Below are 18744 nucleotides of genomic sequence, written 5' to 3'. Positions count from 1 at the left end.
TTCACCCAGCCAATAGTCATTGACAGATCTCTGAGATCGGGAGAATTAACGTGCATCACATCCATCTGGCGCGGCGTCCGCTGTCCATCATGCTGTTTGGCGCGCTTGGCATCTGGTCGTCCCAGGCCCATGCAGCAGGCGACAGCACCGCACCGGCCCAGCAGATCGCTGGCACCAGCGAAGTTCAGCAAGTCGCCGCGCGCAGCACCGCCAGTCAAGCCGCGCTACTGGAACCTGTCACCGTGACAGCCACCCGCACAGCCAGCGCCGTCAGCCGCACAGCGGCCAGCATCTCTGTGATTACCGAGCAGGACCTGGAAGAAACCCAGGCTGACACCGTGAAAGAAGCGTTGCGCTACGAGCCTGGTGTCACCGTGCGGCGCACGGCCTATCGCCCGACATCGGCCGCCCAGGGCGGTGGACGCGACGGCGATTCGAGCATCAATATTCGCGGGCTGGAAGGCAACCGCATCCTGATGATGGAAGACGGCATCCGCATGCCCAGTTCGTTTTCGTTTGGCCCGCTCGAAGCAGGCCGTGGCGATTACGCTGATCTCAGCACCTTGCAGCGCATCGAAATCCTGCGCGGCCCGGCTTCGGCGCTGTATGGCAGCGACGGCCTGACTGGCGCGGTCAACTTCATTACGAAAAACCCGCGCGATCTGCTCGAAATCTATGGCAAGCCCACGTATTTCTCCGCGCGGGCGGGCTACGACTCATCAGACCGCAGCGTGGGCGGCACGCTGACCGCCGCTGGCGGCAACGATCTGGTGCAAGGCATGTTGATCGTCGACGGACGCCTTGGCCACGAAACCGATAACAACGGTTCAAACAACAGCGCAGGCCCGCTGCGCACCACCGCCAATCCACAAAACACCTACTCCGAATCGCTGCTGGGCAAGATCGTCGTCACGCCAACGCCTTACGACACCTTCAAGTTCACCGTCGAAACCGTGCGCCAGCGCGTCGATACCAATGTGCTGTCAGCGATCAAGCCACCCACCACGCTCGCGCTTGAAGCGCACGACCGGATGGAGCGCAACCGCTACAGCGTTGATTACGACTTCAAGAACGAAGCCGCGCGTTACTTCCAGACCGCGCACGTGCAGTTCTTTTACCAGGACGCATCGCAAGACCAAAGCTCATTCGAAGTCCGCGGCAATGCGCCATCACGCAGCCGTCTTGGCACCTACAGCGAGCGCATGATCGGCGGCTCGGCCTTTGCTGAAAGCGGCTTTACCTCCGGCATCCTGAAACACAAGCTGCTGTACGGCGCGGATGGCAGCGTCGATCACATCTCGGCGTTGCGCAATGGCGCGGTGCCAGGCGTCGGTGAGCAGCCGTTCCCGAACAAGCCGTTCCCGGACACCGATTACACGCTGATGGGCGCCTTCGTCCAGGACCAGATCAGCTATGGCGCGCTGAGCGTCACCCCGGGCCTGCGCTTCGATACCTACAAGCTGAGCGCGAAGAGCGGCGACCTGCAATATGCGGGCACACCGGTTTCATCGAGCGACAACGCGCTGTCGCCACGCATCGCTGTGCTCTACGAGGTGTCATCCGCGCTGATTCCCTACGCGCAATACGCCCACGGCTTTCGCGCCCCCTCGCCCGACCAGGTGAATAACGCGTTCGCCAATCCGGTCTATGGCTACACCTCGATCGGCAATCCCAACCTCAAGCCGGAAACCAGCGACACCATCGAAATCGGTCTGCGCGGCAAGCTGGGCACTGGCTTCGGTCCGCTGCGCTACAGCGCGGCAGCCTTCACCGGGCGCTACAACGACTTCATCGCGCAGCAAACCATCGGTGGCACCGGCACCGCAACCGACCCGCTGGTGTTCCAGTACGTGAACTTCTCCAAGGCGTATATCCATGGCCTCGAAGGCCGCGCCGAATGGTTTCTGCCGCACGGCTTCTCGGTAAAAACCGCGATGGCCTTCACCAAGGGCAGCGTCGACAGCTCCAACGTCGCCAGCCAGCCGCTCGATTCGATCAACCCGTTTTCGGCCGTGTTCGGCATTCGCTACGAACCGAGCGAGCGCTGGTTTGCCCAAGCCGACTTGCTATATCAAGCTTCGAAAAAATCCAGCGACATCGGCACCAAGTCATGCACGCCTGGGCCCTGCTTCGCGCCCCCGTCGTCATTCGTCGTCGATCTGCGCGCGGGATACCGCTTCAACAAGCACGTGATCGCTTATTTCGGCGTGCTCAACCTGTTCGACCGCCAGTACTGGAACTGGTCTGACGTGCGCGGCATCGCTGAGACATCACCAATCAAGGATGCCTACACCGCGCCGGGCCGTAGCTTCTCCGTCAGCATGAAAATCGACTTCTGATGCTGACTGTTTTATCTGCTTGCCCACTTACTTTTATCTAGTCCCAAGGAACCTGACATGCTGACTTCCACCCTTACCGAGGCACCAGCCCTGCAGCAATTGCAGCAAGAATTCCTGAAGCTGAAAGAAACCCAAAAGCTGCGCAACCGTGAAGCCGCGCATGCGATGGGTATCAGCGAAGGCGAAGCGCTGGCCGCGTTTGTTGGCCATGAAGTCGTGCGGCTGAAGCCGAGCTTCATCGAAATCATGGAAGAGGTGCCACAACTGGGCCGTGTGATGGCGCTCACGCGCAACGAAGCGGCAGTGCACGAGAAAGACGGCCCCTACGAAAAGATGAGCCATGACGGCACCGTCGGGCTGGCACTGGGTGAACTGATTGATCTGCGAATTTTCTATCACAGCTGGGCCTCGGGTTTTGCCGTGGTCGAAGACACCCCGCGCGGCCCACAAAAAAGCCTGCAGTTTTTCGACGCGCAAGGCCATGCCGTGCACAAGATCTATCTGCGCGAGCATAGCGACCACGCAGCATTCGATGCGCTGGTCGAGCGCTGGAGCATGGATGAGCAAGTTGGCGGCCTGAACGTTGCGCCCGCCCCGGCTGCTCCTGCGGTCAAACCTGATAGCGAAATCGATGTCGCGGGCTTTCACGCCGCCTGGGACGCGATGACGGACACGCACCAGTTCTTCGGCATGCTGCGCAAGTTTGGTCTGGCACGCACTCAGGCCCTGCGCCTGGCCCCGCGCAGCTATGCCCAGCCGGTTGCCAACGATGAACTGCAAGGCGTCCTCGAAAGCGCTGCGCAAATCGACTTGCCGATCATGGTGTTCGTCGGCAATCGCGGCATGATCCAGATCCACAGCGGCCCGGTGAAAGACATCCGCGTGATGGGACCGTGGCTCAACGTGCTGGACCCAGGTTTCAACCTGCATCTGCGCGCCGATCTGATCGCCAGCGCCTGGGTGGTGCGCAAGCCCACGAGCGATGGCATCGTCACCTCGCTTGAGCTGTTCGACGCCAACGGTGAAAACATCGCCATGCTGTTCGGCGCGCGCAAGCCTGGCACACCGGAGCTCGAAGGCTGGCGTGACCTGATTGCGGGTCTGGCACCACTGCGCGACAAGGCGCTCGCATGAGCACGGCCGGCCTCAATCGCCACCGCCGCCTGCTGATGCTCGGCGGCGGGGCGTTATTGCTGGGGACGCTGGGCCGCCAGGCCCAGGCGGCACCGGCCCAGCCGCGCGTGATCGTGCTGGGCGGTGCGCTGGCTGAAGTGGTGTATGCGCTCGGCGCACAAGGCGGAGCGCACGGCACGCTGGTCGGTGCCGATACCACCTGCACCTATCCAGCCGCGGCCAATGCCCTGCCCAAGGTCGGCTATCAACGCGCCCTGTCTGCCGAAGGGCTGCTGTCGCTGCGGCCAGATCTGATCCTGGCGTCCGCCGAAGCCGGGCCGCCGAACGTGCTGGCACAGGTCAAGCAGGCAGGCGTCAAGGTGATTGCCTTTCCTGAGCATCACAACATCGAATCTGTGCTGGAAAAAATCACCGGCATCGCGCAAGCGCTTGACGTCAACGCAGCAGGTAAGACCCTGCGCGCCAAGGTCGAAAGTGACTGGAAACAATCACTGGCTGAGGTCGCCGCATCCCCGCTGACACACCGGAACAAACCGCTGAACGTGCTGTTCGTGCTGAATCAAAGCGGCAACCAGCCGATGGTCGCGGGGCAGCGCACCGCCGCCGATGCGATGCTGAGCTACGCAGGCGTACGCAACGCGATGCAGGGTTTCAATGGCTACCGGCCGCTGTCGGCTGAAGCGCTGGTCAGCGCTGCACCCGATGTCGTGCTGACCACCGACGAAGGCCTAAAAGCCTCGGGCGGCATAGACAAGCTGCTAGCCAGCCCTGGTTTTAGCGCCACGCCCGCAGGCCGCGACAAGCGGGTGGTGGCACTCGACACGCTGTTTCTGCTGGGCTTCGGGCCGCGTCTGCCGCAGGCGCTCAGCACCCTGAACCAGCGTTTGCAGCAAACCCGGGCCTAATGGCACTTCCTGCGCACTTCCCGCCGCCATTGCCACCTCACCGCCGCAGCGGCACGCTTTGCCGCTGCGGCGGTGAGGTGTGACCGTGGCAGCCGTGGCAGCCGTGGCAATGGCCGTCGCAAATGCACGGGTGCACACTGCACCCGTCACTACCCGGCAATGCCTTTTCCTTACCCCGTCCCGGACTTTGCCCCGGACCCTGTCCTTAAGCCGCCCTCCCCGATGAGCTCCGACACCGTTTCTTCCGCACAACCGCCCGCGCCGCGTCCGGCCCTCGCGGCGGTTGCTGCCAGCGCTGGCAACCTCGCCGAACGACGACGCCGCGCCGCGCTCCTGCTGTTTGCTGGCCTTGGCACCGCGCTGGTGCTCACCACGCTGGCAGCAATCTGCATCGGCGCGTACCCGTTGAGCCCAGCCCAGGTCTGGGCCGCGCTCTTCGCCAGCCAGGCCGATGGGCTCGCTAACCCAGCGCTGCAACAAGCCCAGGCCGTACTGTTCAATATCCGTTTGCCGCGCGTCGTACTGGCGCTGCTGGTCGGAGCCGGCTTTGGCGCGGCAGGCAGCGCGTTGCAGGCGCTATTTCGCAATCCGCTGGCCGACCCTGGGCTGATTGGCATTTCGAGTGGCGCAGCGCTGGGAGCCTCCACCCTGATCGTGCTCGGGCCGCTGCTTGGTGCCGCCGCGCTCGGGCTGCTGCCGCTCGCGGCATTCGCGGGTGCGTTGCTGGTGTCCGCGCTGGTGTACCGGCTCGCAGCAGCACGTGGCCGCCTTGCGCTGCCGCTATTGCTGCTGGCGGGGATCGCCATCAATGCGCTGGTGGGGGCCGCGATTGGCTTGCTGACGTATATCGCCGACGACGCACAACTCCGCTCGTTGACGTTCTGGAGCCTCGGCAGCCTGGGCGGCGCGGCGTGGCCGATGATCGTCACGATCCTGCCGTTCGTGCTGCTTGGTGTGGCGCTAATCGCGCGTCACAGCTATGCGCTAAATGCGATGCAGTTAGGTGAAACCGAAGCACAGCACCTCGGTGTGCCGACGCAAAAGGTCAAGCGCACGGTGCTGGTGGCCTCGGCGCTCAGCGTTGGCGCGCTGGTGTCATGCACCGGCATCATCGGCTTTATCGGTCTCGTCGCCCCGCATTGTGTGCGGCTGGCCTGCGGCCCCGACCAGCGAGTCGTCATGCCTGGCGCGATGCTGCTCGGCGCGACCCTGACCGTGCTGGCCGACCTCGCCGCGCGCACCATTGCCACACCAGCAGAAGTCCCGCTGGGCATTCTGACCGCACTGCTTGGCGCTCCGTTCTTCCTCGTGTTGCTGTGGCGCAGCCGCAGTCAGCTTGGCCTGTAACTACGCTGCACTCCGCCCTCTGAACTCTGATGCTGAAAACCCTGAACCTGAACGTCACACGCGGCACCAAGCCCGTGCTGCGCGATCTTTCCCTCGACATCAAACCCGGCGAGCTCACCGCGCTGCTGGGGCGCAATGGCGTGGGTAAAAGCACATTGCTGAAAGTCCTGGCAGGCGAGCTGAATCCCTCCCCGGCAAGCGGCAAAGCCGCGCGCACAGGAAAAGCCGCAGCGGGGCTCTCAGGAGCCACCACGCTCAACGGCGAGACCTTGAGCACGATTGCGCCCCAGCGCCTGGCACGCCTGCGCGCGGTATTACCGCAAGCCTCGCAGCCGGTGTTTCCATTTAGTGTTGAAGAGATCGTGTTGCTCGGCCGCTATCCGCATATGACAGGCGGCACGCCTGCCCGGCGCGACAGGGAAATCGTCGGCGCAGCACTTGAACTAGCCGGGGCTGAAACGCTGGCTGGACGCGAGATCACCACGCTGTCAGGCGGCGAACTCGCGCGGGTCCAGTTCGCCCGGGTGCTCGCGCAGCTCTGGCCGGACACCAGCATCACGCCTGCCACAGCGTCCGCCACGCCGCGCTACCTGCTACTCGATGAGCCAACCGCCGCGCTCGATCTGGCGCACCAGCACCGCTTGCTCGCCACCGTGCGCACGCTCACCCGCGACTGGGGGATTGGCGCGCTCACCATCGTGCATGACCCCAATCTGGCCGCACGCCACGCCGACAGGCTCGCATTGCTCGCGGACGGCACGATCCTCGCCAGCGGCACACCACGCGAGATGATGCAGCCCGAACTGGTCAGCCAGTGCTTTGGTTTTGCCGTGCGGATGATTGATACCGGGCACGCCAGCGCACCCGTCGCGGTGCCTGCCTGAGATGAAGAGAACCAGCGGCGGCGACGGCAGCCGCATGCTGAATCAAACCCAAACCGTTCCGCAGCTCATTTCGCTCTCCGCTCTCACAGGTTGCAAACCCGGGCGAAATGAGTAGCCAGGCGTAGAGCCGTAGCTCTGATAACAGCGGGTCAAGATCAAACAACGGCCGCCTCGCTCACCGCCAGCGCGTCCTGTTCACTGTTCACTGTTCACTGTTCACTGTTCACCGCCGTCCCGGCACAGCACGGCTACAAACCAGCAGCACGCTTCATCCCCTGCGGCGTCATCCCCTGCGTCAACACGAAAAATGGCCGCTTGATCGCGGATGCCCGCGCAAGTACCATCCCGCACCAACCCGGCGCAACCTCCTCCCTCTGCAGTATTTGACCGCGCTCCGCCGTCTATGCGTCCGTACTTCGTTCGCACGGCGTTCTGCGTTCTGCGTTCTGTTTTCCGCGTTCTGTTATGGAGTTTGGCTCATGCAATCCGACCTGCGCGCGACCAGCACAACCGGCACCCCCGAGCTTTCACGCTGGACCATCGCGCTATGGCTAGCCGCCGCCATCGCGGCACTGGCGTATGGCAGCACGCTGGGCCTTGCACTCTGGCCCGCTCAAGCAACCACTCAAGCAGCCGCCAAAGCGGCGCTATGCACGCTGCTAATCGCTGCGACGCTAAGCGCCACACACCGGCCACGCCGCGAGCGAATCTGGCTCGGCGCTGCGTTGTTCACGGCATTAGTAGGGGATGTGTTGCTGGCACTACCGCAACTCGGATGGTCATTCATCGGTGGGCTGGGTGCTTTTTTGCTCACGCATCTGGCGTACTGCGTGACACTAGCCCCTTGGCGCGCCCGGCCTGGCCGCTGGCAAGTCGCCGTGCTGGTGCTGATATGGCTCAGCGCACCCGCGCTATACAGCGTGTTCTGGCCACAACTGCATGAGCTCGCGCTGCCTGTCGCGCTGTATATGCTGGCACTGTGCGTGATGGCCAGCTTCGCGCTATGCGCGCGCCACGCTCGCGTCTGGCTTGGCGTAGGCGGGCTGCTGTTCGTCGCGTCAGACGCGATGATCGGAATCGAGCGCTTTGTCACGCCATTTAAGGGCAGCGCGCCAGCAATCTGGTTGACCTACGCTATCGCCCAGTTATGCCTTACCGCTGCGCTCCTCGGGAAGCGCTTTTAGCGGCACGCTCAGGCCCAGGCTCATTTACAAAAACAAAAAATCTGCATACCGAACCAGGTAAGCAGCAGCACCCAACGCAGTAACCCGGCCAGATTCCAGATTCAGCGTGAGACGTTAACGCGTCTCATCACGCGCCCTCAGTCGTGCGTATCAACCGTACCCAGCCGCTCCAGCGCTTCCCGTTTGCCATAACGCGCCCACACTTTTTCAAGGATGGCCGCACCATCCGCCTGAGCGGCCATCGTCACGATCTCCGCGCGCTCATGGCCATGCGCGCTCAGCCCGGAATGCAATAGCTTCACTTTGCCCAGCGCCACCGCCCCGCCCTGCGCCGCCATCGTCACGATCTCCGCGCGGGTATAGCCCAACGCGCTCAAACCGGCATGCAGCACCCAGACGCGCTCCAGCGCCAGTGCTCCTGCCAGGGCGATCCGCAGCACCCCGGCTCGGGTATAGCCCAGCGCCACCAGCGCGTCGTGCATCGTCACCAGTTGCTCCAGCACGGCCGCCGCGCCTGCACATCGGGCGACCCTGACCATATCGGCCAGCGAATATCCCAGCAGCACCAGCCTGGCGTGCAAGATCCAGACCTTCTCCAGCGCCGCCGCACCGCCCACATTGCCCGCCACGCTCACGATCTGCACCCGGCTGTAACCCAGTGCCATCAGCCCAGCATGCAAGGTCCGCACTTTGCCCAAGGCCAGCGCCCCGCCTGCATTACCGGCGAGCTTCACGATCTGGGTATTGCTATAGCCTTGCTGCCGCAACCCGGCATGCGCTGTCCGGACCTTCTCCAGCGCCAGCACGCCGCCATCGTTACCCGCGATACGCAAAAGCTGCGCTTTCGTCAAACCGTAGGGCGCATGGGTCAGCGCCTGGCCATGCCGGCTCAGCCAGTTCAACGCCATGCGGCCGCCAAAAATTGCATGAATCGGTTCGCGCTCAGCCAGGCTCAAGGTGAAGCCCGGTGCTGCATGCGCCGCGTTGACCGTTGCCGCCTGCACCGCTTGCACCTCTGGTAAGCCACTGGTTAGGGCTGCGGCATCGGCCAGCGCGCTCAGCCCCAATTCCCCCCCGGGCGAGCGCATGCCAACCCCCACCTTGCGCAACGTCCGGCGCGCTTTGCCCGCCTGCACCTGGGCTGGGCTGTGCAATTGCGCCGCGCTCACTGGCCGCGGGCTAGCCGTCAGCGGGCTGCGTGGCGCAGACGGCACCGCGACGGACTCACCCCACTGCTCAGCGCAAGCGGGACAAAACGAGGAATAGGCGTGAGGCAGGACACTGCTGCCGTGAAGATCGGCATTGTTTTGCTGGGACATGCAAGGACTTCGCTATAAAACACAAGTTGGCATGCGCTGCGCTGGCCCCCGGCTTCGGCCCGATCCGGCCCACGGCAGCGCCGCGCAGAATCTGACGCTGAAACAAGGCCCTTCAACGCAGTACAAGGGAGTCTGGATAAACCGGTATGCGCCATTCATCCATGAAAGCCGTAAAGCATCGCGCGCGACCTCAGCGGATGTTTTCGGTACTGCTAGGTAACAAAACAGGCGGGAAGGGTTCCATCAATCGGCCAGCAAAGCGCATTTGATTGCACCGGCCCGCTGCTTTCGCGTGTTTCCGTTTTGGTTACCACGCGGACGTAACCGCCATAACCCCGAGCCAGCACCCAGGGCGAAACCCCAGGCCCTCAGCCTGGAACCTTCACGCTCAATCCGTTACCTAGCTTGTGACTTGAAGCAAACCGGATGGTGTGCCCTGGCTGTGCGCCCTGGCTGTGCGCCCTGGCTGTGCGCCCTGGCTGTGCGCCCTGGCTGTGTGCCCTGGCTGTGTGCCCTGGCTGTGTGCCCTGGCTTGATGCATTGCCAGCCACCAGCCATACGAGGGCAAACACCAGCGCGTTACCACGCCCGTCCTTGCACAAAAGTTCATCACCCGATCAAGAATCTAGCGCGACGACACAAGCAACACCCGCAGCACAAATCTGAGCTACCCGGCACGGTGTCACCTCAGCCTGGTGAGCTCACTACTGCCAGCGCTCCAGAAGCCCAGCGCCTCGCCACTAGCACGGCGGCGCTGGATCAGCCCCCCGGCCATGATTCTTACCGGCACCGCCAGGCCCTATTCATGAACAGGCTCCTTGGTCCCCCGCCCTGCGCACGCATCTCATGTGTGATCTGCGCCTTTAACGAAGAGGCTGGCATTGGTGCAGTGCTGGAGATCGTGTCGCGCCACCCACTGCTCAACGAAGTCATCGTGGTCGACGATGGCTCAAGCGACGACACCGCCGAAATCGTGCGGCGCTATCCGTCCGTGCAACTGCTGTCGCAACCGCTCAACCAGGGCAAAAGCGCCGCCATGGCCACCGGCATCGCCGCGTCTCGCGCCGAATGGCTGATGCTGCTCGATGCCAACCTGACAGGCCTCACCGCAGCGCACATCACCGCGCTGACGGAACCTGTGCGCTCGGGACGCGCTGAAATCAGCCTGAGCCTGCGGCAAAACAGCTTGCGGCTCTACCGCGCACTTGGTATCGACTTCGTCTCAGGCGAGCGCGTGCTGCGGCGCGCGCTAGTCGAGCCCGAACTCACAGCCCTTTACGGCTTGCCACGCTTTGGCGTCGAAGTCTTCATCAATGACCAGATCGTTGCCGCTCACCTGAAGATCGCCGTGATCGACTGGCACGGCGTCGAGCAAACCCGCAAGAAAAGCTATTGGAAAAATATGCAGACCACGTGGCGCATGCTTACTGAGCTGCTAGAAGTTGTCGCGCCACTAACACTGCTCTGCCAAATCTGGCACATGCGTTCACTGCGAGTGCGAAGCGAGTGACGACTGTTGTTCTGCACTCGCTCTGCGCTCGTTCTGTACGCACCGCGCTGATCGTGTGAGAAAAAGCGCTACTGCAACGCATACGGATATGCGGCAACGCTTTACGCCATCTGTGTCAGTTAACGCCGCCGGCCGTGTAGTGCCGCATCGCCCCCGCTGCGCCCCACCACACCACGAAAAACGCTTAACCCACACACATCTCAAGGCCCACTGAAGCGCAGCGCGTCCGGGCCCCATACCCCCTCAATCAACCAGCCGCACACTGCACACCGCACGCACACGCGCACAAACAGCGCAACCACCTCACAAAGAAAACCGCCTCGCCTTGCGCGTGCTTGCTGGCGTAGTGGCACCCCGCAGAGCGGTCCAGTACACCAGCTTGAGTTCGCCATCTAAAGTTTCCACCAACGCCGACAGGCTCTCGACCCAGTCACCATCGTTGCAATACAGCACGCCGTCGATATCGCGGATCTCCGGCTGATGAATATGGCCGCACACGATGCCATCGCAGCCACGCTGACGCGTGCCATCAGCCACCGCTTGCTCGAATGAGGTGCTGAAGTGGGTAACGTTCTTGACTTGGCGCTTCAGGTATTGCGACAGCGGCCAGTACGGCAAACCTAGCCAGCGGCGGCCAAGATTGCAGCAGCGCTCCAGCATCAAGCTGGCGGAATAAAGCCGCGCGCCCAGACAAGCGAGCCAGCGGGCATGCTGCATCACGCTATCGAACAGATCGCCATGCACGATCCACAGACGCTTGCCCGCCAGCGTCAGATGAAACGCCTCCTCAAGCACCTGTACCTCACCGAACACATAGCCACAAAACGGCCGGATGGATTCATCGCGGTTGCCAGGGATATATGCGACCGCCGTTCCCGTCCGGGCTTTATGCAAAACCGCCTGCACCACATCGCCATGCGAACGCGGCCAGTAGAGATCTTTTTTCAAGCGCCAGCCGTCGATGATGTCGCCAACCAGATACAGGTATTGCGATTCGGTGTGCTGTAAAAAGTCGAGCAGATAGTTCACCTGACAGCCACTACTACCGAGATGCATATCGGACAACCAGATCGTGCGATAGCGTTCAATCTGCGGCACAGGCCAGCGCGCGCTGACGGCATCCGCCGCACCGCCTGCCAGGCCATGCGCCATGCCGCTGGAATCGGCTGTTTGCCACATGCTCATTTCCTGCAATGAAAAAACGCGAGATTCAACCGGATAGTCAGCGACCAGACGCCGCCATCATGGCGGCGCGTGCAAGGCAGAGGTACGGTGTGCGCGGTACGTTCGCAGGCACGCTGGCGAACGCAGGCTGGCACGGCAAATCAGACATTGATTGAGTGGACCGGTGGTCCGATGGACCCGGTATCGCGGCATTAGTAACCGGTCCGATAAACCCGTTCCATCGCCGTCCTGTTTTTGCAGCAGCGCTAACGGTGTTGTCGCAGCAAAGAGAATGAAGCGCGCCTCATCACGGCCTGAACGTTCCGGGAATGCGGGCATGACACCTCACCGCAAACCCTGAATAGCCGCCGATATAATGCGGCCTCGTTTCTGCATAGCACGCCGAACTGGCTAGCCTACTAACTCATCTGGAGAAGATATGAATCGACTTGCTGTCACGCTTGTGACGCTTTGCCTGCCACTGCTCCTGAATGGCTGCGCGTGGCTTCAGAAAAACCCCGATTCAGGCGAGCCAATGGCCGACATCACTACTCAACGAGCGGTAGACGAAGTGCTTGCCTGTCTGACAGAAGAAGCCGGAAAACATCACGCGAGCTTCAAGACCACCGCGATTCCACAGGGCTCGATGCTTGATTTCGGTGATTCGAATGTGGTGAAAGTGCGCCGCGACAACGACGTGACGACGTATCGTTTTTACGCAGGCAAGCGCCATGTCGGTAATTTATGGCTGGAAAATGCCAGCAAAACCTGCGCACCGGCATCGACTTGATGCGTGCTGGGTAACGTAAACGCCCGTAACTCATTGAGGGCCCCGGTAGTAACGGGGCCGGAAGAAGGCGCGCGTATGATGCCCAAATTGCCGCCTGGGCCACACGGCCAGCACCTCTGCATTCAGGCCGCAAACCGCGTGATTTATTTCGCCCTGATTCCGCCTTGACCGACCAGAGGCCTGCACGATGAAAACGTCAAACCGCTTGCCTCCCGCTTTACCCCCTGCCCCCTCTCCATCCAGCAAAAACCAGCGGCCTACGATCTTGCGCCGTCTGCTCAGCCATCACGAACTGGCCACGCTTTTGCTACTGCTGCATGCGCCGATCGACGCGAGTGCCAAGCCTGAAATTCCGCTATTGCAGGAAGCCGGCCTGGTTGAAGCCGCCGATGGCGAAGCGGGTCAAGCAAGAATCCGTCTGACGTCTGAAGGAAATGCCGTATTACGCGGCCTGGGCGCATTACCTGCTACCCCTTCGGGCAGCAAGCCCGGTAACGAAAACCCGGGCTAGGGCAGCCCGGTGGTGCGGGATCGGTATGGAATCAAGCGGCTACAAGCTCATCGTCCATCTCCTCGATATCCTGACCGAGGTCACTCAAACGCAGCATGCGATAACCGCTCTTGTATACCGACTGCAGACGAAAGCCGTTTTTCGGTTCGATCTCGAGCACCAGACGCAAGCGCGACACATGGCTGTCGATCGTCCGGGTCGCTTCACGAAACTCGCGGCCCCACACCATGGCAAAAATATGATCGCGCGACAGAATCCGGCCGAGATTCGAGAAGAACAGCGAGGCCAGCCTGTATTGAGTGCCTGACAGCGGCAATAGCTCACCATGCAGCCTGATCCGCTGACGCACCGCATCAAACTGATACGGGCCCACGATAAAACCAGCTGCATCGCAGCGCTCAGGATAGGAGCGCCGCAATAACGCGCTGACACGTTCACGGAATTCAGCGGGACGTATCACCGGCAAGGTGACGTAGTCATCCGCGCCAAGCGACAGCGCCTGCACCATGCTCTCTTCCGACGCGTCGCCCGACGCGAAGATCACCGGAAGCCGGTCGCCACCCACTGCGCGAACCGTTTTAAGCACTTCGATGCCGGACATACGCACACCCTTCCAGTCGAGTACCAGTAAATCGACCGTCGAACGGGCACGTGCCTTGGATAACGTCAGACCATCATCAAAGACCACACAGCTGTGGCCTGCATTGACCAGAATTTTTTTAATAGCCGCGCTCTGGCTGGCGTCGTTTTGAAGAATAGCAATACGCATGCGGTAACCCCCGACCCATAACTTGTGATTTCTCCGGCGATTCTCAAAGGGGGACCAGTCAAGGCACATAGGAACAGTCTGAAATTATTCGCAGGTTCGCCTAATCAACCCATGCTCTGAATTTTCTCCTACGATAAAACCTCTTTTTTCCTACACAAATTGATGCATTTAGCATCGCACTCAGATATTTCCGACGATGCTTCAAGCCATCGCATCGAACCTCCACGCACCCCCTGATTCAGCCCGCCACCGAGCATACGGCGCGGCTCCTGTAAAATCGCGCGCTGGCTTTTCGTCAGCGCGCAGTGTTCTCTGAAGATCTTTTCGGGATTGCGCGGGATGGCGTTTTACGTCGCACTCGTCTGGTTTGATGCAACGTCGTGGACGACAACCCACGCCCTTCGCCCGGACAATTTGCCGCACCCGGTGACACAAGCCATGACGGCCCTATCCCACGCCATCAGCGTGACTCTCGTGATTTCCTGATAACGGCATTGCAATGCAAGCAACTGAACTGCGTGACTCCTCCGCCACGCTCCCCGCCGCGCCCCGCGCCCTCGGCCGCCGCGATTACAAAACCCTTGGTCTGGCCGCACTCGGTGGCGCGCTGGAGTTTTACGACTTCATCATCTTCGTGTTCTTCGCCACGACGATTGGGCAATTGTTCTTCCCGCCCACCATTCCAGACTGGCTACGCCAGTTGCAAACCTTCGGCATCTTCGCTGCGGGCTATCTGGCGCGGCCGCTCGGCGGCATCATCATGGCGCACTTCGGCGACCTGCTCGGGCGCAAGCGGATGTTCACGCTGAGCGTGCTGCTGATGTCCGTGCCGACGTTATTGATGGGCCTGCTGCCCACCTACGCCAGCATCGGCATCCTGGCACCCGTGCTGCTGCTGGTGTTTCGCGTGATGCAAGGCGCGGCCGTGGGCGGTGAAGTGCCTGGCGCGTGGGTTTTCGTCTCCGAGCATGTGCCACCACGTCATATCGGTTATGCCTGCGGCACGCTCACTGCGGGTCTGACGGCGGGTATTCTGCTGGGCTCGCTGGTGGCTTCGGCCGTCAACCGCCATTTCACGCCGGAACAAATCCTCGATTACGGCTGGCGTGTGCCCTTTCTGCTAGGCGGTGTCTTTGGACTTTTTTCCGTGTATTTGCGCCGCTGGCTGCATGAAACACCGGTATTCGCTGAAATGCAGCAGCGCAAATCGCTGGCCGCTGAAATTCCACTGAAAGCCGTGCTACGCGACCATGGACGCGCCGTGATCGTGTCGATGCTACTGACCTGGATGTTGTCGGCCGCCATCGTGGTCGTGATCCTGATGACCCCCACGCTGTTGCAAAAACAGTTTCATGTCGCACCTGCAACCGCGTTGCTGGCAAATACGCTTGCCACACTCAGCCTGACCTTCGGCTGCATTGCCGCGGGTACGATTGCGGGGCGCTTCGGGGCGCGCAGGACAGTCTTCATCGGTGCGCTGTTGCTGGCGTCGTCGTACTACCTGATGTTTCAGCAAGTAATGGCCGATGCCTCGATGCTGCTGCCGCTCTACTCGCTTACAGGCTTTCTGGTGGGCGTGATTGGCGCACTGCCGTTTGTGATGGTTAAAGCCTTTCCAGCTGTGGTGCGGTTTTCAGGGATTTCGTTTTCATACAACATCGCATACGCGGTATTTGGCGGATTGACGCCTGTCGTCGTTTCGCTGCTCATGAAATCAAACCCGATGGCACCACCGCTGTATGTCGGTGTGGTGTGTGTGATTGGCGCGCTGACAACGTTCTTTTTCCGTGATGCGGCGGCCGATCCGGCCCATCACTGACACTACTGGCACTCGTATCGCTGGTATTTGCCTGGTATTTGCCTGGTAAGCGCCAGGTACGACTCGCCAAGCAAGCAGTAGCGCTGACACCGCCCCCTCGCTGATACGCTGACAAATAGCGAAGGGGCGATATCAGCCCCTTGCGCTACAGCGCCGCTTCCTGAATCACACCGGTATCCAGCGCGCGCTCGATCAAACCTTCCGCCTGCACCTTGCGAATCGCATCCGCGATCAGTTTCGCCGGTTCTTCGAACTCCACCTTGAGCGCACCCAGCAAGCCGGACGCATCGAGTATCACCAGGGTCTGCGCTGAGCCCGCCTCGCTCACCAGCACGCGATGGGGAGTTGCACCTTCTCCAAGACTGGCGCAGAACTGCATCTGCTTGCCACCAATGGTCTGCTCAAAACCTTGAATCATCATCTGCTCCTTACTGGCGGCTTCATCCGTCGATAAAGGTCACATGGCGTTGTCCCGCATGCGCTGGATCAACCGGATGAAGCCTGGTGAATGAAACTCAAACATCTTGCATCCCGCATCAGGAATCACGTCATGCAGCCGTGGCCTCGTGGGCTTATGGGGCTTCTGCGTACCCGGCGGCAACCCGCAGCATACCGCCCAGCGTCCGCCGCCATAAGCTGTGCGCCTCCGCGCGCAGAAACTCTGCCCAAGCGGCGCAACGTGCTTACGCCGCCTTTTTCTACATGGTTCGCCTGCCACGTAGATGTAAACGCTGTGGCTTCTGGCGTTTCGGGTTTCGGGTTTCGGGTTTCGGGTTTCGGGTTTCGGGTTTCGGGTTTCGGGTTTCGGGTTTCGGGTTTCGGGTTTCGGCACTTCGGCACTTCGGCACTTCGGCACTTCGGCACTTCGGCACTTCGGCACTTCGGCTCTTCGGCACTTCGGCACTTCGGCTCTTCGGCTCTTCGGCTCTTCGGCTCTTCAGCTCTTCGGCTCTTCGGGCTCTTCGGCTCTTCGGGCTCTTCGGCTCTTCGGCTCTTCGGCTCTTCGGGCTCTTCAAGAGCCTCGGCGGCCTTCCAAGCCTCAATACTTCAAACAGGCCCATCAGGGGCCAGCAGCACCCCCTTGCGAAACACAAAGCAGCCATAGCCGCGCAGCTCACCCGTCACGATCAGCGCATACGCACGGCCGGCCCGCTCGTAAAAAGCGAAACGCTCCAGCCCGGCAAACTGTAATGCGCGCCCTTCCGCGGCCTGCAGTTCCGCTTGCGCCTCACGCTGCACGTGCGGCAGCGTCTGTGGCTCGCCCACCACTTCCATCCGCCACGCAGGATGCTCCACAAATGTATCCAGCGGCAGCACGGACAAGACCGCTCGCACCGCCTCGGCGGTACCCGCGCCATCCAGCCGCAGCGGCCGCCCCAGCACCGTCGAGCGCGCCACCGAAGCAGCTGGGAAATTGGCGTCGCACAGCACCAGATCGTCACCGTGTCCCATCGCCCGCAGGGCGTGCAGCACATCAGCATGCAGCAGCGGATTCAGATTTTTCAGCATAGGTAATCTCAAAAAAAACGGCGTGAACCAATGGGCATAGAACCCGGCACAGCAAAAATGATGCGAATCGGGGGAAGCCGTCCCAAGCATCGCCAGCATGCAGTTGTAACAGGACAACAACATTTATTACAACCGCTGACTCAGGCAGCCCATCCCCAGAAAATTGAAATTTTTACCTGCTTATTCGGATGGCATTTCCATTCCTGGCTCGCCCACCGTACAAATCCTGTTCCAGTCTGGCCCACCAGGGTTCACCCTTATTTCTGCGAAACGCAATCAGGCTCAAGGTCACCGGCTATTTTTAAGATAATTCTGAACGTCGGCTAGGTATTTTCAGAGGCCCATAGAGTACGCTGAAATAATTACCTTAATTTGACAGCGATTTTCTTAATTTTTTTGAGAAAACAATTGATTTCCCATAAATCGCTTCATACAATCGGCCAGCGTTGTTACTAAATGTAACGCACCCTTACAGTGTCCTTTTCTGCCGAAAGGGAGATCCGCCTGGGTAGCAGCACCGCCCGGCGAAGCAAAAAGCATGACGGCAGATCATGCTAGCCAGATGTTCAGGTTTCGGAAGCTGAAAAAAATGGACCGTAGCAGCGAAACACTCGATTCAATCCGCGAAATCAACCTGTCTTATGTGATGCTCGCGCAACGCATGTTGCGGGAAGACAAGGCGGTAGGGATGTTCCGCCTGGGGCTGTCGGGCGAACTGGCCGACCTGCTCGCAGGGCTGACACTCGCACAGTGCGTGAAGCTGGCCTCATCCGGCCAGCTTCTGTGCTTTTTCCGCTTTACCGACCACACCATGCTCGCAGCGCTCACGCAAGCAACCCGGCATGCCGAAGTGACGCCAACACATGCGGCGATTTTGCTGGCTGGCCAGCATGCTGAGCAGTTCGCGTAATGAAGGGGTCTGGAATGTCCAAGCGAAGCCTGGCTGAAGATGCTCAGGAAGTTTTCCGCGCCATCGCGCTGATTGAACTGGGCGCGCGCATGCAGGTGCTGGAAAGCGAGCTGACGCTTTCGCGTGACCGGATGATCCGTCTTTACCGTGAGGTCAAAGGTGTGTCGCCACCCAAAGGGATGCTGCCGTTTTCCGCTGACTGGTACATGACGTGGCTGGCCAACATCCATGCTTCGCTGTTTTACAACATCTACCTTTTTCTGAAAAACGAAGCGCAGTGCTCGCATCTCGATGCGCTAACCAAGAGCTACCGGCTCTATCTTGAGCATTGCCGCAATAGCGCCACCGATGCTGTGCTTGATCTGACTCGCGCCTGGACCCTGGTCCGGTTTTTCGATGCCGACATCCTGCAACTGACGCCCTGCTGCCGCTGCACCGGCAAATTCATCGCGCACCGTCATGATTTGCAGCACAACGTGGTCTGTGGCGCATGCCAGCCGCCTTCGCGCGCGGGCAAAACGAAAAAAGCCGCCGCCGCGGCAAAGCAACAGGAGCTCAACGCCAGCGTGAATCGGGCTAAGGCTGAAACAGAAGCCGCACTGGCCTTGCCGTCCTGAACCTCCTCACTGCAGCACCGCACAGACACCCGG

17 protein-coding genes are annotated in these 18744 nt (G+C 61.0%); 12 read left to right on the top strand and 5 right to left on the bottom strand.

The genetic code is table 11. The annotated features are described in order from the left end of the window. Positions 1–65 precede the first annotated feature (65 nt). From GH656_RS15345 to GH656_RS15320, 6 genes are all read left to right on the top strand, one after another. Positions 66–2339, top strand: coding sequence for a TonB-dependent hemoglobin/transferrin/lactoferrin family receptor (locus GH656_RS15345; protein ID WP_153077353.1), 2274 nt, complete (start codon positions 66–68; stop codon positions 2337–2339). Between the two features lie 57 nt (positions 2340–2396). Beyond that, on the top strand, positions 2397–3473 hold the full coding sequence (locus tag GH656_RS15340; protein WP_153076926.1) for a hemin-degrading factor: 1077 nt from the start codon (positions 2397–2399) through the stop codon (positions 3471–3473). After that, entirely contained in the window at positions 3470–4378 is a 909-nt protein-coding gene (locus GH656_RS15335) for a heme/hemin ABC transporter substrate-binding protein (protein ID WP_153076925.1), read from the top strand. Before GH656_RS15340 ends, GH656_RS15335 begins: the two co-directional genes overlap by 4 nt. 222 nt (positions 4379–4600) lie before the next feature. Then, the gene (locus tag GH656_RS15330) at positions 4601–5725 is read left to right on the top strand and encodes a FecCD family ABC transporter permease (protein WP_153076924.1); all 1125 of its coding nucleotides are present in this window, start codon (positions 4601–4603) and stop codon (positions 5723–5725) included. A gap of 29 nt (positions 5726–5754) precedes the next feature. After that, positions 5755–6609, top strand: coding sequence for a heme ABC transporter ATP-binding protein (locus GH656_RS15325; RefSeq protein ID WP_153076923.1), 855 nt, complete (start codon positions 5755–5757; stop codon positions 6607–6609). A 479-nt stretch (positions 6610–7088) separates the two neighbouring features. After that, positions 7089–7793: a lysoplasmalogenase gene (locus GH656_RS15320; protein WP_153076922.1), complete on the top strand. Its 705-nt coding sequence runs from the start codon at positions 7089–7091 to the stop codon at positions 7791–7793. 137 nt (positions 7794–7930) lie between these two features. Here GH656_RS15320 and GH656_RS15315 read toward each other — a convergent pair whose 3' ends face one another. Then, positions 7931–9112 carry a TAL effector repeat-containing protein gene (locus GH656_RS15315; RefSeq protein ID WP_153076921.1) on the bottom strand — a complete coding sequence of 394 codons (1182 nt, stop codon included), beginning with the start codon at positions 9110–9112 and terminating at the stop codon, positions 7931–7933. 805 nt (positions 9113–9917) lie between these two features. Here GH656_RS15315 and GH656_RS15310 point away from each other — a divergent pair. Further along, on the top strand, positions 9918–10622 hold the full coding sequence (locus tag GH656_RS15310) for a glycosyltransferase family 2 protein (RefSeq protein WP_217352299.1): 705 nt from the start codon (positions 9918–9920) through the stop codon (positions 10620–10622). 303 nt (positions 10623–10925) lie between these two features. Here GH656_RS15310 and GH656_RS15305 read toward each other — a convergent pair whose 3' ends face one another. Then, positions 10926–11774 (bottom strand): UDP-2,3-diacylglucosamine diphosphatase, encoded by an 849-nt coding sequence (locus GH656_RS15305; RefSeq protein ID WP_425495889.1) that lies wholly within the window; start codon positions 11772–11774, stop codon positions 10926–10928. A gap of 451 nt (positions 11775–12225) precedes the next feature. Between GH656_RS15305 and GH656_RS15300 the strand changes: the two genes are divergently transcribed. Further along, entirely contained in the window at positions 12226–12576 is a 351-nt protein-coding gene (locus GH656_RS15300; protein WP_153076918.1) for a hypothetical protein, read from the top strand. Between the two features lie 187 nt (positions 12577–12763). Further along, complete coding sequence (locus tag GH656_RS15295; protein WP_174769800.1) at positions 12764–13087, top strand: hypothetical protein; 324 nt, start codon at positions 12764–12766, stop codon at positions 13085–13087. 31 nt (positions 13088–13118) lie between these two features. Here the strand turns inward: GH656_RS15295 and GH656_RS15290 are convergent, their stop codons facing one another. Then, on the bottom strand, positions 13119–13856 hold the full coding sequence (locus GH656_RS15290) for a response regulator transcription factor (RefSeq protein ID WP_153076917.1): 738 nt from the start codon (positions 13854–13856) through the stop codon (positions 13119–13121). Positions 13857–14355: 499 nt separating this feature from the next. Between GH656_RS15290 and GH656_RS15285 the strand changes: the two genes are divergently transcribed. Continuing rightward, positions 14356–15675, top strand: coding sequence for an MFS transporter (locus GH656_RS15285; protein ID WP_153076916.1), 1320 nt, complete (start codon positions 14356–14358; stop codon positions 15673–15675). Positions 15676–15820: 145 nt separating this feature from the next. On the opposite strand, the gene GH656_RS15280 is transcribed toward GH656_RS15285, so the two are convergent. Both GH656_RS15280 and GH656_RS15275 read right to left on the bottom strand, forming a co-directional pair. Beyond that, complete coding sequence (locus tag GH656_RS15280) at positions 15821–16093, bottom strand: hypothetical protein (RefSeq protein WP_153077351.1); 273 nt, start codon at positions 16091–16093, stop codon at positions 15821–15823. Between the two features lie 629 nt (positions 16094–16722). Next, positions 16723–17184 carry an RbsD/FucU family protein gene (locus GH656_RS15275; RefSeq protein ID WP_153076915.1) on the bottom strand — a complete coding sequence of 154 codons (462 nt, stop codon included), beginning with the start codon at positions 17182–17184 and terminating at the stop codon, positions 16723–16725. Between the two features lie 589 nt (positions 17185–17773). On the opposite strand from GH656_RS15275, the gene flhD reads away from it, so the two are divergent. Both flhD and flhC read left to right on the top strand, forming a co-directional pair. Next, complete coding sequence (flhD, locus tag GH656_RS15270; protein WP_153077350.1) at positions 17774–18094, top strand: flagellar transcriptional regulator FlhD; 321 nt, start codon at positions 17774–17776, stop codon at positions 18092–18094. Between the two features lie 14 nt (positions 18095–18108). Further along, on the top strand, positions 18109–18711 hold the full coding sequence (flhC, locus tag GH656_RS15265) for a flagellar transcriptional regulator FlhC (RefSeq protein ID WP_153076914.1): 603 nt from the start codon (positions 18109–18111) through the stop codon (positions 18709–18711). The last annotated feature ends 33 nt before the right edge of the window (positions 18712–18744 follow it).

The organism is Paraburkholderia bonniea (genome assembly GCF_009455625.1).
GTDB classification, from domain to species: domain Bacteria; phylum Pseudomonadota; class Gammaproteobacteria; order Burkholderiales; family Burkholderiaceae; genus Paraburkholderia; species Paraburkholderia bonniea.
This window is presented reverse-complemented; position numbering and strand designations above follow the sequence as displayed.

Bases quoted from the DNA above. Each gene is read 5' to 3' on its own strand.
- GH656_RS15285 (WP_153076916.1), top strand. From the start codon at position 14,356: ATGCAAGCAACTGAACTGCGTGACTCCTCCGCCACGCTCCCCGCCGCG.
- GH656_RS15330 (WP_153076924.1), top strand. From the start codon at position 4,601: ATGAGCTCCGACACCGTTTCTTCCGCACAACCGCCCGCGCCGCGTCCG.
- GH656_RS15280 (WP_153077351.1), bottom strand. From the start codon at position 16,093: ATGATTCAAGGTTTTGAGCAGACCATTGGTGGCAAGCAGATGCAGTTC.
- GH656_RS15340 (WP_153076926.1), top strand. From the start codon at position 2,397: ATGCTGACTTCCACCCTTACCGAGGCACCAGCCCTGCAGCAATTGCAG.
- GH656_RS15290 (WP_153076917.1), bottom strand. From the start codon at position 13,856: ATGCGTATTGCTATTCTTCAAAACGACGCCAGCCAGAGCGCGGCTATT.
- flhD (WP_153077350.1), top strand. From the start codon at position 17,774: ATGGACCGTAGCAGCGAAACACTCGATTCAATCCGCGAAATCAACCTG.
- GH656_RS15305 (WP_425495889.1), bottom strand. From the start codon at position 11,774: ATGGCGCATGGCCTGGCAGGCGGTGCGGCGGATGCCGTCAGCGCGCGC.
- GH656_RS15335 (WP_153076925.1), top strand. From the start codon at position 3,470: ATGAGCACGGCCGGCCTCAATCGCCACCGCCGCCTGCTGATGCTCGGC.
- GH656_RS15320 (WP_153076922.1), top strand. From the start codon at position 7,089: ATGCAATCCGACCTGCGCGCGACCAGCACAACCGGCACCCCCGAGCTT.
- GH656_RS15310 (WP_217352299.1), top strand. From the start codon at position 9,918: ATGAACAGGCTCCTTGGTCCCCCGCCCTGCGCACGCATCTCATGTGTG.
- GH656_RS15275 (WP_153076915.1), bottom strand. From the start codon at position 17,184: ATGCTGAAAAATCTGAATCCGCTGCTGCATGCTGATGTGCTGCACGCC.
- GH656_RS15300 (WP_153076918.1), top strand. From the start codon at position 12,226: ATGAATCGACTTGCTGTCACGCTTGTGACGCTTTGCCTGCCACTGCTC.
- GH656_RS15315 (WP_153076921.1), bottom strand. From the start codon at position 9,112: ATGTCCCAGCAAAACAATGCCGATCTTCACGGCAGCAGTGTCCTGCCT.
- GH656_RS15325 (WP_153076923.1), top strand. From the start codon at position 5,755: ATGCTGAAAACCCTGAACCTGAACGTCACACGCGGCACCAAGCCCGTG.
- flhC (WP_153076914.1), top strand. From the start codon at position 18,109: ATGTCCAAGCGAAGCCTGGCTGAAGATGCTCAGGAAGTTTTCCGCGCC.
- GH656_RS15295 (WP_174769800.1), top strand. From the start codon at position 12,764: ATGAAAACGTCAAACCGCTTGCCTCCCGCTTTACCCCCTGCCCCCTCT.